Source organism: Pseudomonas migulae (assembly GCF_024169315.1).
Lineage (GTDB): Bacteria > Pseudomonadota > Gammaproteobacteria > Pseudomonadales > Pseudomonadaceae > Aquipseudomonas > Aquipseudomonas migulae_B.
The window spans coordinates 5,138,355-5,151,614 of sequence record NZ_JALJWR010000001.1; the positions used below are offsets into that span (position 1 = coordinate 5,138,355).

12 protein-coding genes are annotated in these 13,260 nt (G+C 58.5%); 6 read left to right on the forward strand and 6 right to left on the reverse strand.

The window, feature by feature from the left end; genetic code table 11:
- Nucleotides 1-37 precede the first annotated feature (37 nt).
- Nucleotides 38-1,237 carry a CaiB/BaiF CoA transferase family protein gene (locus tag J2Y86_RS23470; protein WP_253437029.1) on the reverse strand — a complete coding sequence of 400 codons (1,200 nt, stop codon included), beginning with the start codon at nucleotides 1,235-1,237 and terminating at the stop codon, nucleotides 38-40.
- A 137-nt stretch (nucleotides 1,238-1,374) separates the two neighbouring features.
- Between J2Y86_RS23470 and J2Y86_RS23475 the strand changes: the two genes are divergently transcribed.
- From J2Y86_RS23475 to J2Y86_RS23485, 3 genes are all read left to right on the forward strand, one after another.
- Entirely contained in the window at nucleotides 1,375-1,917 is a 543-nt protein-coding gene (locus J2Y86_RS23475) for a YaeQ family protein (protein ID WP_007944886.1), read from the forward strand.
- A gap of 58 nt (nucleotides 1,918-1,975) precedes the next feature.
- Nucleotides 1,976-3,685 (forward strand): single-stranded-DNA-specific exonuclease RecJ, encoded by a 1,710-nt coding sequence (gene recJ, locus J2Y86_RS23480; protein ID WP_253437032.1) that lies wholly within the window; start codon nucleotides 1,976-1,978, stop codon nucleotides 3,683-3,685.
- A 281-nt stretch (nucleotides 3,686-3,966) separates the two neighbouring features.
- On the forward strand, nucleotides 3,967-5,073 hold the full coding sequence (locus J2Y86_RS23485; RefSeq protein WP_253437034.1) for an NADH:flavin oxidoreductase/NADH oxidase: 1,107 nt from the start codon (nucleotides 3,967-3,969) through the stop codon (nucleotides 5,071-5,073).
- 192 nt (nucleotides 5,074-5,265) lie between these two features.
- Here J2Y86_RS23485 and J2Y86_RS23490 read toward each other — a convergent pair whose 3' ends face one another.
- On the reverse strand, nucleotides 5,266-6,891 hold the full coding sequence (locus tag J2Y86_RS23490; protein WP_253437037.1) for a glucan biosynthesis protein D: 1,626 nt from the start codon (nucleotides 6,889-6,891) through the stop codon (nucleotides 5,266-5,268).
- A 416-nt stretch (nucleotides 6,892-7,307) separates the two neighbouring features.
- Here J2Y86_RS23490 and J2Y86_RS23495 point away from each other — a divergent pair, with 416 nt between their 5' ends.
- Entirely contained in the window at nucleotides 7,308-7,493 is a 186-nt protein-coding gene (locus J2Y86_RS23495) for a hypothetical protein (RefSeq protein WP_110966589.1), read from the forward strand.
- 22 nt (nucleotides 7,494-7,515) lie between these two features.
- On the opposite strand, the gene J2Y86_RS23500 is transcribed toward J2Y86_RS23495, so the two are convergent.
- Nucleotides 7,516-7,800 carry a hypothetical protein gene (locus J2Y86_RS23500; protein ID WP_253437040.1) on the reverse strand — a complete coding sequence of 95 codons (285 nt, stop codon included), beginning with the start codon at nucleotides 7,798-7,800 and terminating at the stop codon, nucleotides 7,516-7,518.
- 159 nt (nucleotides 7,801-7,959) lie between these two features.
- On the reverse strand, nucleotides 7,960-8,472 hold the full coding sequence (locus J2Y86_RS23505; RefSeq protein ID WP_253437043.1) for a BRO-N domain-containing protein: 513 nt from the start codon (nucleotides 8,470-8,472) through the stop codon (nucleotides 7,960-7,962).
- 313 nt (nucleotides 8,473-8,785) lie between these two features.
- On the opposite strand from J2Y86_RS23505, the gene J2Y86_RS23510 reads away from it, so the two are divergent.
- Complete coding sequence (locus J2Y86_RS23510; RefSeq protein ID WP_253437046.1) at nucleotides 8,786-9,367, forward strand: ComF family protein; 582 nt, start codon at nucleotides 8,786-8,788, stop codon at nucleotides 9,365-9,367.
- 5 nt (nucleotides 9,368-9,372) lie between these two features.
- A complete protein-coding gene (locus tag J2Y86_RS23515) occupies nucleotides 9,373-9,930 on the forward strand; it encodes a hypothetical protein (RefSeq protein WP_253437049.1) in 558 nt (185 codons plus the stop codon).
- 91 nt (nucleotides 9,931-10,021) lie between these two features.
- Here J2Y86_RS23515 and J2Y86_RS23520 read toward each other — a convergent pair whose 3' ends face one another.
- Together J2Y86_RS23520 and J2Y86_RS23525 are read right to left on the reverse strand one after the other, a co-directional pair.
- Nucleotides 10,022-11,509, reverse strand: a complete 1,488-nt coding sequence (locus tag J2Y86_RS23520) for an APC family permease (RefSeq protein WP_253437052.1) — start codon at nucleotides 11,507-11,509, stop codon at nucleotides 10,022-10,024.
- Nucleotides 11,510-11,743: 234 nt separating this feature from the next.
- Nucleotides 11,744-13,168 (reverse strand): gamma-aminobutyraldehyde dehydrogenase, encoded by a 1,425-nt coding sequence (locus J2Y86_RS23525; protein WP_253437055.1) that lies wholly within the window; start codon nucleotides 13,166-13,168, stop codon nucleotides 11,744-11,746.
- Between the last annotated feature and the right edge of the window lie 92 nt (nucleotides 13,169-13,260).

Here is a 13,260-nt window from a genome sequence, read left to right on the forward strand (position 1 = left end):
GCCGTCGGTGATGAGCAGCGAAAGCAGGCGCTTCAGCCTAGATGGCCCCGTCTTCACGCAGCTTTGCGATCTGTTCCTTGTCGTAGCCAAGATCGTTGAGTACCTGCGCATTGTGTTCGCCCAACTGCGGCCCGACCCATTCCGAACTGCCGGGTGTCTCTGAGAGTTTCGGCACGATTCCCGGCATCTTGAAATCTTTGCCGTCCGGCAGCTTCGCCTTCAGGAACATTTCCCGCGCCAGGTACTGCGGATCATTGAACATGTCTTCGGCACTGAAGATCCGACTGGCGGGAACGTCGGCCTGATTCAACTGTTCGATGATGGCGTCCAGCGGCAGCGAGTTGACCCAGCGATCAATCACCCCATAAATCTCGTCGCGACGGCTGTCACGCCCGTCGTTGCTGGCCAGCGCCGGATCATTGGCGAGATCGTCGCGGCCGATGATCAGCATGAAGCGTTTGAAAATTGCATCGCCGTTGGCGCCGATCTGCACATGTTTGCCATCAGCACTGGTGTGGATCGAGGAGGGCGTGATGCCCGGCATGATGTTGCCGGTGCGTTCGCGTATGAAACCGAACACGTCGAACTCCGGGACCATGCTTTCCATCATGGCGAAGATCGCTTCGTACAGCGCCACATCCACCACCTGACCCAGACCGCCGTTGACCTCGCGATGACGCAAGGCCATCAATGCGCCGATCACGCCCCAGAGCGCGGCAATCGAATCGCCGATGGAAATCCCGGTGCGCACCGGTGGTCGATCTTCAAACCCGGTGATGTAGCGCAGGCCGCCCATGGATTCACCGACGGCGCCAAAGCCCGGCTGATCCTTCATCGGCCCGGTCTGGCCGAACCCCGAGAGGCGTACCATCACCAGTTTCGGGTTCAGTGCGTGCAAGACTTCCCAGCCCAGGCCGAGCTTTTCCAACACGCCGGGGCGAAAATTCTCGATCAGGATGTCCGCTTCACCAAGCAGCTTTTTCAGAATGGCCAAGCCGTCCGGGTGTTTCAGGTTCAGCGTCAGGGATTTCTTGTTACGCGCCTGAACGAACCACCACAACGAAGTGCCTTCATACATTTTTCGCCATTTACGCAACGGATCGCCGCCGTCGGGGGACTCGATCTTGATCACTTCGGCACCGAATTCGCCGCAAATGCGCGAGGCAAACGGCCCGGCGATCAAGGTGCCCAATTCAATGACTTTCAGGCCTGAGAGTGGTTTGGCGGTAAACGGCATGCTGGATCCTGTAGGACAAAGGCTTGGCTGATAAAGCGTTTTAGCACAGCCCGCTGTCAGTCGCTCAAGGTTGATGGCCGCGAAGCGTGCCGCATCGGTTAGACTTGCCGCCTTTCCACGTATCAAGAAGCCCGTTCATGGCCCAGCCGTCCACGACCTACAAGTTTGAACTGAACCTCACCGACCTCGACCGCAGCGTTTACGAGACGGTGAAGCAGACCATCGCCCGTCACCCTTCGGAAACCGAAGAGCGCATGACCGTGCGTCTGTTGGCCTACGCCTTCTGGTACAACGAGCAGCTGTCGTTTGGCCGTGGTCTGTCAGACGTGGATGAGCCGGCCCTGTGGGAAAAGAGCCTGGACGACCGTGTTCTGCACTGGATTGAAGTCGGCCAGCCAGACGCCGATCGCCTGACCTGGTGCTCGCGTCGCACCGAGCGCACCAGTCTGCTGGCCTACGGCAGCCTGCGCGTCTGGGAAACCAAAGTGATCCCGGCGATCAAGAACCTGAAAAACGTGCACATCGCCGCGGTTCCTCAGGAAGTCCTGGAAACCCTGGCCAAAGACATGCCCCGCGTTATCAAGTGGGACGTGATGATCAGCGAAGGGACGATTTTCGTCACCGACGACCGTGGTCAGCACGAAGTTCAGTTGCAGTGGCTGAGCGGCGAACGCGGCTGATTTTTCACCGCGACATCCGGTTTTATCCTACGTATTCAAGAGAAGCACCTGTCACCCCATGCGCATCGAACCTCGCCTGTTGCCCGACACCCTGCCATTCCTCGGTGATCTGCCGCCGCTGCTGACCCGCTTGTATGCGGCGCGGGGCGTGCTGTCCGAGGCTGAACTGGACAAGAGCCTGGCGCGGCTGATTCCGTTCCAGCAGCTCAAGGGCATCGATGCCGCGGTGGATTTGCTGGTGACGGCGCTGGAGCAGCGGCAACGGATTCTGATCGTCGGCGACTTCGACGCTGACGGTGCGACGGCCAGTACCGTGGGCATGCTGGGCCTGCGATTGTTGGGCGCGGCTCACGTTGATTATCTGGTGCCGAACCGATTCGAGTACGGCTACGGCCTGACCCCGGAAATCGTCGAGGTGGCGCTGACCCGCACACCGCAGTTGCTGATCACCGTGGATAACGGCATCTCCAGCGTCGAAGGCGTCGCTGCTGCGAAAAAGGCAGGCCTTCAGGTGCTGGTCACCGACCACCACTTGCCCGGCGACGAACTGCCGCTGGCCGACGCCATCGTCAATCCGAATCAGCCGGGTTGCGGGTTTCCGAGCAAGGCATTGGCCGGCGTCGGGGTGATTTTCTACGTGTTGATGGCCCTGCGCGCGCGTCTGCGAAGCCTCGGCTGGTACGAGAGCAAACCGCAGCCGAATATCGGTGAGTTGCTGGATCTGGTGGCGCTGGGCAGCGTCGCCGACGTGGTGCCGCTGGACGCCAACAACCGGATTCTGGTGCATCAGGGGCTGGAGCGAATTCGCGCCGGACGCGCACGACCGGGGATCAAGGCGATCCTCGAAGTCGCCAAGCGTGACCACACGCGCATTACCTCGACCGACCTCGGGTTCATCGTCGGCCCGCGCCTGAACGCGGCAGGGCGGCTGGATGACATGAGCCTGGGCATCGAATGCCTGCTCACTGAAGATGCCGGACTCGCCCGGGAAATGGCCGTTCAGCTCGACGGCATGAACCAGGACCGCAAATCCATCGAGCAAGGCATGCAGCGCGAGGCGCTGGCTCAGCTCAAGGACTTGCCGGTGGAATCCATGCCGTTCGGCCTGTGCCTGTTCGATCCCGAGTGGCACCAGGGCGTCATCGGAATCCTCGCTTCGCGTATGAAAGAGCGTTATTTCCGTCCGACGATCGCCTTCGCCGATGCAGGCGACGGCATGCTCAAGGGCTCGGGGCGTTCGGTGCAGGGCTTCCATATTCGTGACGCCTTGAGCGTGGTGGCGGCACAGCATCCAAACCTGATCAGCAAATACGGCGGCCACGCCATGGCGGCGGGTTTGACCTTGCCGGAGGCGAATTTTCCGTTGTTCGCTGAAGCCTTTGACGCTGAAGTGCGTAGGCAATTGCGCGAGGAAGACCTGACCGGGCGCCTGTTGTCGGACGGGACGTTGGCGGTCGAGGAGTTTCACCTCGAACTGGCCCGTGCGCTGCGTCATGCCGGTCCGTGGGGGCAACACTTCCCGGAGCCGTTGTTTCATGGCGTGTTCCAGCTGGTCGAACAACGCGTCGTTGGCGAACGGCATCTGAAAGTGGTGCTGAGAAGCGAATGCGGCTCGGTGAAGCTGGACGGCATTGCTTTCGGAATTGACCGCGATATCTGGCCGAACCCGACCATCAAATGGGTCGAATTGGCCTACAAGCTCGACCTCAACGAGTTTCGCGGAAATGAGACGGTTCAGCTGATGATTGCCCACATCGAACCGCGTTGAGCCCTTCGCGGGCAAGTCGGATCGCCGCACCGCTGGCTCCTACGGGATCACCTGTACCGTAGGAGCGAAGCTTGGCCGCGAAAGCGATTTCCCACACGCCGAATCTCTCGGAACCCTCCCTCATCCCCCATTGTCGACTAGGCTCTAAGCACTGCTTGATAATCCTTGTGACGTCTTGTCAATTTTTTGCCCGCGGGGGCGGGTGCTGCACCTTTTTCCTGTCACTCGTCGACTTTTCAAACAGAACCCTGGAGCCTGCCCACTGAGACGAGAGGTGCCCCATGAGTCTGCTGCTTGAACCCTATACCCTTCGCCAATTGACCCTGCTCAACCGCATCGCCGTATCACCGATGTGCCAGTATTCCAGCGTCGATGGCCTGGCCAATGACTGGCACCTGGTCCACCTAGGTAGCCGTGCTGTCGGCGGCGCCGGTCTGATTTTTACCGAAGCCACTGCCGTCACCGCCGATGGGCGCATCACCGCTGAAGACCTCGGCTTGTGGAATGACGAACAGATTGAACCCCTGCAACGCATCACGCGCTTCATCGCCGCCCAAGGGGCTGTCGCCGGCATTCAGCTGGCCCACGCCGGGCGCAAGGCCAGCACGCATCGGCCGTGGATTGGCAAGCACGGTAGCGTCAAGCCTGAAGACGGCGGCTGGACCCCCGTCGGGCCTTCGCCGATTGCGTTCGACCCGCAACACACACCGCCGAAGCAGCTCGATGAGGGCCAGATCGCCGAGGTCATTCAGGCGTTCGTTGACTCGGCGAAACGCGCGCTGACCGCCGGTTTCAAAGTCGTCGAAGTCCACGCCGCCCACGGTTACCTGCTGCACCAGTTTCTGTCGCCCTTGAGCAATCAGCGGCGCGATCAATATGGCGGCTCGTTCGAGAATCGAATTCGGCTGGTGCTGCAAGTCACCGAAGCGGTGCGCGCGGTGTGGCCAGAGGAGTTGCCGGTGTTTGTGCGGGTGTCGGCCACCGATTGGGTGGAGGACGGCTGGAATCCTGATGAAACCGTTGAACTGGCGCGGCGTCTCAAAGACCTGGGTGTGGACCTGATCGATGTGTCGTCGGGCGGCACGGCGGCCAACGCGGAAATTCCTACAGGTCCCGGTTATCAAACCCGCTTCGCCGAACGTGTGCGCAAGGAGTCAGGCATTGCGACCGGCACGGTAGGAATGATCACCGAACCGGCGCAGGCCGAGCACATTTTGCGCACCTGTCAGGCCGACATCATCTTCCTCGCCCGTGAGCTGCTGCGCGATCCGTACTGGCCGTTGCATGCCGATGACGACCTGGGAGGGCACAAGGCGATCTGGCCGGCGCAGTATCAACGTGCGACGCATCGGGATCAGCCGATTCATGAGTCGGATTTGCGTGACTGAGTGAGGTGGTAAAAGCAAAAAGCCCCGGTCGGGTTGACCGGGGCTTTTTGCATTTTCAGGTGGGGGAAGCTTGTTGTTTGACAGGCCGCTTTCGCGAGCAAGCCCGCTCCCACAGTGGATTTTCGGTGTTCACCAAACCCATGTGGGAGCGGGCTTGCTCGCGAAGGGGCCGGCCCGGTCAACCCTTTACTATCAGGTGTACTTTCGCTTCTCCGGCGCCGGCGGGAAGTACTGATACAACCAGGTCTCGCTCAGCGTCCGGTCATTGGTGCGAATAAACAACCGCAGTTCCACCGGTGCAACGCTGTCGTTGGTAGGGAACCAGTCAAAGGTAATCCGGTAGCCCTTGATGTCATCGAGCACCAGCACGTTGAAGTCTTTGACCTCACCGTTGGAGCACGTCACCACCGGCTCGATACCTGTGCCCTCCGGCAAACGGTCCAGACCACCGCCAGTGAAGTCCACGGCAAAGCGTCGTGCCCACACCTCGGGATAATGCTCGCCCGGCGCCCAGCCTTCAGTGAAGCCGCCCATGCCCGAACGGGTCGCGGCGACCCGCGCCAGCGGCGTGCCGACCGGCGGCAAAGCGCTCCAGTACAGCTTGTAGCCGTAATTCAGGGAATCGCCGGCGGCGACCGGTTTTTTCGGGGTCCAGAACGCGACGATGTTATCGAGGGTTTCGCCGGTTGTAGGAATTTCCAACAGATCGATAGAGCCTTCACCCCACGCGGTTGTAGGTTCTACCCACAGGCTCGGACGTTTGCTGTACCAGTCGACCGTGTCCTGATAGTTGGCGAATTCGTGATCGGTCTGTACTAACCCGAAACCTTTCGGGTCGGTGTCGGCAAAGGCGTTGAATTGCAGGGTCGCAGGGTTGTTCAGCGGACGGCAGATCCACTCGCCGTTGCCGCGCCACATGGCCAGGCGATCCGAGTCGTGGATCTGCGGGTGAATGGTGTCGCACATGCGCCGTTCATGGGTGCCGCAACTGAACATGCTGGTCATCGGCGCGATGCCCAGTTGTTCGATGGCGGTGCGTGCATTGATGTGAGCGTCAATCTCCATCACCACGCGTTCGGCCTGGCAATCGATGTCGAAACGGTAGGCACCGGTCGCGCTCGGCGAGTCCAGCAGGGCGTACACCACGAAACGGGTGCTGTCCTTGTCCGGCGTCTCGAACCAGAACTTGGTGAAGTCCGGGAATTCCTCACGCTTCTTCGCGTAGGTATCGACCGCCAGACCACGGGCCGACAGACCGTACTGGCCCGTGGCGTCTACCGCGCGGAAATAACTGGCGCCGAGGAACGACAACACGTCATGCCGGTCCAGCTCCGGGGCCTTGAACAGCTTGAACCCGGAAAAGCCCAGGTCGCCCGTGAGCTGTTTGGTATCGACCGTGGTTTTTTCATAGTTGAACAGCGAAGGGCGGAAGTGCACCTCGCGCGATTGACGCGTCTTGGGATCGACGCTGTACATGCGCACCGGCTGCTTGAAACCCATGCCGACGTGGAAAAACTGCACATCCAGCTGACCTTTCACATCCTTCCACAAGGAATGATTGGCGTCGTAGCGGATCGCGTTGAAATTTTGCGGGGTCATGGTCGCCAGGGTCGGCGGCAGCACCTGCTTGGTGTCCTGATAGCGGTTGCCGGCAAGCTGCTTGGCCTGGATTTTCAGGGCTTCGAAATCGAAGGCCTGAGCCTCGCCATCAGCCGTGCCATTACCGGCCCAGGCCCGCGCGGCCAACAGGCCGGAGGCAGACAAGCCGGTGTAGGCAGCGATGGCCATGGACGCTTTGAGCAAATTCCTGCGGTGCATAAGTACAACCTGTCGTGAACAATCCCGCGCCGTTCCTGGCACGTGCTGGATCAGAAATGGAGGTTCGGACATGCCTTCGGCCAAACGCAACGGACTTTAAACAGATGCCAAATAGCTTAAACCGTTCGGTCGCAGAGCAAAAATGATTGATGGCGTGGCAATGGCATCGCTATGAAACAAGACATTTCCGGAAACGTTTCCCACAGAGCTTTCTGATTTATAGGGCGTTTCTGCTTTTTTCGACTAATTACTCTAAAAACCGCTTTTCACCGCCCGGATAGTTTCTATTCTATGGGCATGACCGGTTTCTGCCCTCAGGCCGGTGGGATTCGGTTGGCACGAGATGACCGCTGAAAAAGGGCAGGGCGATGCGGTTTCTGAAGTTTTCTTTTTTGACGTAGAGAGGGACATCGTCCATGTCGAAAGTACAAGGCATCACCGAAATGTTGGGAATCTTCCCTTGCCTGGGCATCGGGCGGCGAAGGCGTCGGCTTAATTCCGAGGAGATGAAACTGGTGGAACGGTATCGCGAGCTGTCGGAGAGTGACCGGATCGCGATGCGGTATCTGGTGGATGCGATGCGGAGTGTTTCGCGGTTTTGAGTCGAGGTGGTTACCGTGAAAGCTATTTGGCTTTCACGGTGGCCAAGTTGATCAGTTTGCCTGCGTCGGCGTCGGCGATGCCCAGCTGTATGGCTTGGTAATGAGCCGCGATGTTTTCCTGCTTGATGGTCTGTTGCAGATAGTTTTCTGCAAAAGCGCTATCACTTGGGATCACTTCGGCAATGCTTTGGCTGGTGAAGCGTGGTTTATCCATGGTTGTAGATCGCACGTTCGGGAGGTTGAAAAATTGCACCAAATCAAAGGGGCAGACTGTGAGGTCTGCCCCTTTGACTTGGTGCTTTTTCACTGTTTGGAAACCTACTTGATTATCAACGTGGGCACGGTCTTTTGTGTAGGAGCCGGCTTGCTGGCGATGGTCGTTAACGATAACGCGTGCTTTCTGATTCGAAGCGGCGCGCTTCAGTCCATCGCCAGCAAGCCGGCTCCTACAGGTATCGCGTTATCTTCAGCTACAGGTACCCATGATCGGGAACGGCCGCTGTGCCTGCACCAGATCAGGCATGTCCCGCCACTTGATCCAGGCGGAATGTTGCCAATGCAGCAGCGGCACCGAGAGCCCGCCCCATTGCAACGAACTCAGACTTGGAGTGTTTTCGACTGATGCAGCGTTTGATTCACGCAGCGCAGGTATGACTTCGTTACTCAGCCATTGGCGCAGGTTGCGGTTTTCCGGGATGAAATGGTGGACCAGCAATGCGTACATTCCAGATTCGCTGACCATGAGTGATTCGACGGTTTTGCCGTTCTTCAGCAGCCAGACATATCGACGCTGATCGGGATCGAGTTTTTGGGTGAGTCGCTGGTCCAGCGGGCGGCCCATCAAACGTCCCAGGTCGTGGACACAGAACCAGGCTTGGTTTGCTTGGATGACGGCGTGGAGGAAACGGTTGTGGCGGGGGAAGATGGTTGGGATGAAATTGCGATGACTTTCAGATGTATTTGAAGCGTGCGTAATCATTTTTCGACTCCAAGTTGAAAAGGGAGCCGCCACTCAGAGGAGCGCGGTTGCGCCGTATTGATTGTATTCCGGCTTCGACACCGGGCCGCTGATTTTGCAGCGTCGGGATAAAGCCTATCGGTCAGGCGCTCGCGGCGCCAAGTCTTCTCTGACGCCGCGTGTTGTAGGAATCAGTGCTTTTTGCAGAAAGCTCGATCTGTAGGAATTTCCTGTTTTTGCGGTCGAGCGGTGTCATTCCTTTTTCATTGCCTATGGTCACAGAGCGCCATGAAGTTTTCGGTGCTCAACGTCAGGCTTTGAAATGGAGAATGCCTTGAAAGTAACCCTCAAACAGATAAACGGTCCTTGGGATCAGGGATGGGTGCTGGACAAGCACATGCTAAGTAGTACCTTTCTAGGGGACGATGAGCATGGAAACCCGCGTTTTGAGAATCATCGTACCGAGGTAGGAGAGGCGACCTACCAACTCAAATACCAGAAGGACTGGAGTCAAGTGGGTCCCCTTGCTCAAGCTGTAGCGACTAATGTTTTTCCTAAGCTGGCTCAAGTCGGATTCGTCGTTCCTATGCCAGCCTCAAATGTACGCCCACGTCAGCCAGTCACGGAGGTCGCCGTGGAGTTAGGGCGAATTATCGGAAAGCCTGTATTCTCGGATTTGCTCCGTAAGGCACCTACGGGGAAATCGCTAAAGGACCTGCATTCCAAAGCTGAAAAAGTCGCTGCGATTGGGGCGAGTTTCAGTGTCAATGATGAAATTAAGAGTGCTGGTTGCTGGAATGTTTTGGTCGTCGATGATTTGTTTGACAGTGGAGCGTCGATGGACGCAGCCTGTGCTGTTTTACGTGAGTATCCAAAAGTAGGGAGAATTTACGTGGCGGCATTAACTTGGAAGTGAACTAAATGACAACAGTATTCATTGCTGGCTCTATTAATATAAAACACCTTGATCCAAAGGTTAAAGAGCGTATCGATAATATTGTTGCGTCGGAGTTCGATATTTTGGTTGGTGATGCAGGGGGAGTTGATACTTCTATTCAAGAATATCTGTTGAGTCTGTCGCTCTCTAAAACAACTATTTATTGTAGTGGCGCCAACCCCCGAAACAATCTTGGGGAATGGCCGGCAAGATCGGTGGCGACCAAGCATGCCGAAGGGTCGCGAGCCTTTTTTACCGCGAAAGATATTGTTATGGCTGAGGCGGCAGATTACGGCTTGATGATATGGGATGCAAAAAGCACGGGCACGCTGAGTAATGTAATTGAATTGTTGTCTCGAAAGAAAAAATCGCTGGTTTTTGTCAATAAAGAAAAATCTTTTAAGGTGGTTGGTAGTGTAAGCCAGCTTGAGGATTTGGTTTCGGTTATGTCAGATCACGCTAAACAAAAAGCAGATGCGAAAATTAAACTTTTTGATCGCATCTCTTTATTGAAGCAGGATCAGGCGGAGTTATTTATCTAACGTTTTTATCAAGTGATGATCGTCGATATATCCCCCTCCTCTAAAGACGAGAAGGGGGAGTTTTTATCTGACTAGCCCGACACCGGTCGACCTATTCCCGACCAACCTTCCAAGCATCCCCCGCCGGCGCCGTACCATGGTCATACGGCTTGGCAATCCACATATATAGCAGCCCCAACCCAATCACGATCGCGGTACTTAACACCATCGCATAGTTGATGTACCACGCCGCATCCGGTGTACGCGGCCAGGCCATGTTGATGATGGCGCCGACGCCGTAAACCAGCGCGCCGATGTTCACCGCCCAACCCCAAGCGCCGAGGGTAAATTTGCCACTCGGTTTCCAGCCTTTCAGGCGGGCATAGAGCGCGGCGAGGACGATCATCTGGAACGCCAGATAGATGCCGATGGCGGCGAAGCTGACGATAGTGGCCACCGCGTCTTGCAGGAAGAAGCCAAGGATGATGATCAGCGCCGGCAGGACGCCGGAGACGAACAGCGCAGCAACCGGAACCTGGGTGGTAGGAGAAATCTTCTTCAGCAGTGAGCTGCCGATGACCATCTCATCCCGGGCGTAGGAATACAGCAGACGACTCGCCGCCGCTTGCAGGCTGATGACGCAGGAGATGAAGGAAATCATCACCACGCCCATCACCACTTTCGAACCGACCGGGCCGAAGGCGTTGTTGAGGATGGTGGTGACCGGGTCTTTGTCGGTGCCGTTGATCACGGCTTGCATGTCCGGCACGGCGAGGATCAGTGCCAGGCAGGCGAACATCGCCGCGATGCCGCCGATGTAGATGGTCATGCGCATGGCCACCGGGATTTGCTTGCTCGGGTTCGGGGTTTCTTCGGCCACGTCGCCGCAAGCTTCGAAGCCGTAGTACAGGAACATGCCCGCCAGCGAGGCGGTGAGGAACGCCGGCAGGTAAGAGCCGTCCACGCTGATGTCGAAGGTGTTGAACAACACGCTGATCGGCTGATGACGTTCGAAAATCAGCAGGTAAACGCCGACGATCACAGCGCCGACCAACTCGCAGAGAAAGCCGAACATGGCGATACGCGCCAGCACTTTGGTGCCGCTGAGGTTGACCAGTGTGGCGAACAGCGTCAGCACCAGGGCGATGACGATGTTGGTGTTGTTGTTCGGTTCGAAGCCCATCATCGCAGCCAGATAAGGTCCGGCGCCGACGGCAACGGCGGCGATGGTGACGCACAGGGCGATGGAGTAGATCCAGCCGACCATCCACGCCCAGCGCTTGCCCACCAGGCGGCGCGCCCATGGGTAGACACCACCGGAAATCGGGAACTGCGAGACCACTTCACCGAAGATCAGGCACACCAGCAACTGGCCGCAACCGACCAGCAGATAGGCCCAGAACATCGGTGGACCACCGGCGGCCAGGCACAGGCCGAAGAGGGTATAAACCCCTACGACCGGCGAGAGGTAAGTGAAGCCCAGGGCGAAGTTTTCCCACAGGCTCATGCTGCGGTTGAAGTTGGAGGTGTAACCCAGCTTGCGGAGTTGCTCGGCATCGCTGTCGGCAGCGGCTGCGGAGAGTTCGGGGATTGCGCTCATGGTGTGTTAGCTCCGGAAAATCGGCAGATTTCGGATGTCCGAAACCGTGGCGGGGCCTTGGCGGCGCTGCCCGGATCGGTGGTTATTGTTTTGGTTGTCTGCGTTGAAACCTGGTGGTGCGTGTTGCCGGTTTCGGCCCTGAAACCGAGTTGACGCCATCGCTGGCAAGCCAGCTCCCACAGGTCCGCGTCGTGCACAAAAACCTTTGTAGGAGCCGGCTTGCTCGCGAAGCTTTTAGTGCTTGAACATCACATGCCGAACAACGGTGTAATCCTCCAGCCCGTACATCGACATGTCCTTCCCATAGCCGGACAATTTCTGACCGCCGTGGGGCATTTCGCTGACGAGCATGAAGTGGGTGTTCACCCAGGTGCAGCCGTACTGCAAGCGCGCAGACATCCGATGCGCGCGGCCGACATCGGCGGTCCACACCGACGACGCCAGGCCGTAGTCCGAATCGTTGGCCCAGCCCAGCACCTGCGCTTCATCGGTGAATTTGGTTACTGAGACCACCGGCCCGAACACTTCGCGGCGAACGATTTCGTCGTCCTGCAGCGCGTCGGCCAGCACCGTCGGTTCGAAGAAGAAGCCGTTGCCTTCGACTGCCTTGCCGCCAGTGATCAAACGGATGTGCGATTGCGCCACGGCGCGCTCGACAAACCCGGCCACGCGGTCACGGTGCTGCGCGGTGATCAGCGGCCCCAGTTCGGTCGCCGGATCATCTTGCAACCCGTACTTGATGCTGCTGACCGCCGCGCCGAGCTTCTCGACGAATCTGTCGTAGATGCCTTCCTGCGCGTAGATGCGGCAGGCGGCGGTGCAGTCCTGGCCGGCGTTGTAGAAACCGAAGGTGCGAATGCCTTCAACTGCCGCGTCGATGTCGGCGTCGTCGAAGATGATCACCGGGGCCTTGCCGCCCAGTTCCATGTGCATGCGTTTGACGCTGTCGGCGGTGCTGGAAATGATGTTCGAGCCGGTGGCGATCGAGCCGGTCAGCGACACCATGCGCACTTTCGGGTGAGTCACCAGCGGGCTGCCGACGGTAGGACCACGGCCGAACACCAGGTTGAGCACGCCGGCCGGGAAAATTTCCGACGCCAGTTGCGCCAGGCGCAGGGCGGTCAGCGGGGTTTGTTCCGACGGCTTGAGCACCACGGTATTACCGGCGGCGAGGGCCGGGGCGATTTTCCAGGCGACCATCATCAGCGGGTAGTTCCACGGCGCGATGGAGGCGATCACGCCCACCGGATCGCGGCGGATCATCGAGGTGTGCCCGGCCAGGTATTCGCCGCCGGCCGATCCGCTCATGCAACGGCTGGCACCGGCGAAGAAACGGAACACGTCGGCAATCGCCGGGATCTCGTCGTTCAGCGCGGCGCTGTAGGGCTTGCCGCAGTTGTCCGATTCGAGCTTGGCCAGTTCTTCGCCGTGGGCTTCGATGGCGTCGGCGAGTTTGAGCAGCAGCAGCGAGCGCTCTTTCGGCGGGGTCTGCGACCAGCTGTCGAAGGCGGCGTCGGCGGCGCGCACGGCGGCATCGACCTGGGCTTCGCTGGCTTCGTTGATTTCCACCAGCACACGACCGAGGGCCGGGTTGAACACCGGTTGAGCGGGGCCTTCGCCGTCGAGCAGTTGGCCGTTGATCAGGAGTTGGGTTTGCATGGTTCTGTCCTCTTCGGAACTGTTGTTTTCTTCTGAAGGAACCGGCCCAAATGTGGGAGCGGGCTTGCTCGCGAATGCGGTTTAACATTCAA

Coding starts and splice junctions, on each gene's coding strand:
- J2Y86_RS23485 (WP_253437034.1), top strand. CDS start 3,967: ATGAGTCTGCTGCTTGAACCCTATACCCTTCGCCAATTGACCCTGCTC.
- J2Y86_RS23475 (WP_007944886.1), top strand. CDS start 1,375: ATGGCCCAGCCGTCCACGACCTACAAGTTTGAACTGAACCTCACCGAC.
- J2Y86_RS23515 (WP_253437049.1), top strand. CDS start 9,373: ATGACAACAGTATTCATTGCTGGCTCTATTAATATAAAACACCTTGAT.
- J2Y86_RS23525 (WP_253437055.1), bottom strand. CDS start 13,168: ATGCAAACCCAACTCCTGATCAACGGCCAACTGCTCGACGGCGAAGGC.
- J2Y86_RS23470 (WP_253437029.1), bottom strand. CDS start 1,237: ATGCCGTTTACCGCCAAACCACTCTCAGGCCTGAAAGTCATTGAATTG.
- J2Y86_RS23520 (WP_253437052.1), bottom strand. CDS start 11,509: ATGAGCGCAATCCCCGAACTCTCCGCAGCCGCTGCCGACAGCGATGCC.
- J2Y86_RS23505 (WP_253437043.1), bottom strand. CDS start 8,472: ATGATTACGCACGCTTCAAATACATCTGAAAGTCATCGCAATTTCATC.
- recJ (WP_253437032.1), top strand. CDS start 1,976: ATGCGCATCGAACCTCGCCTGTTGCCCGACACCCTGCCATTCCTCGGT.
- J2Y86_RS23495 (WP_110966589.1), top strand. CDS start 7,308: ATGTCGAAAGTACAAGGCATCACCGAAATGTTGGGAATCTTCCCTTGC.
- J2Y86_RS23490 (WP_253437037.1), bottom strand. CDS start 6,891: ATGCACCGCAGGAATTTGCTCAAAGCGTCCATGGCCATCGCTGCCTAC.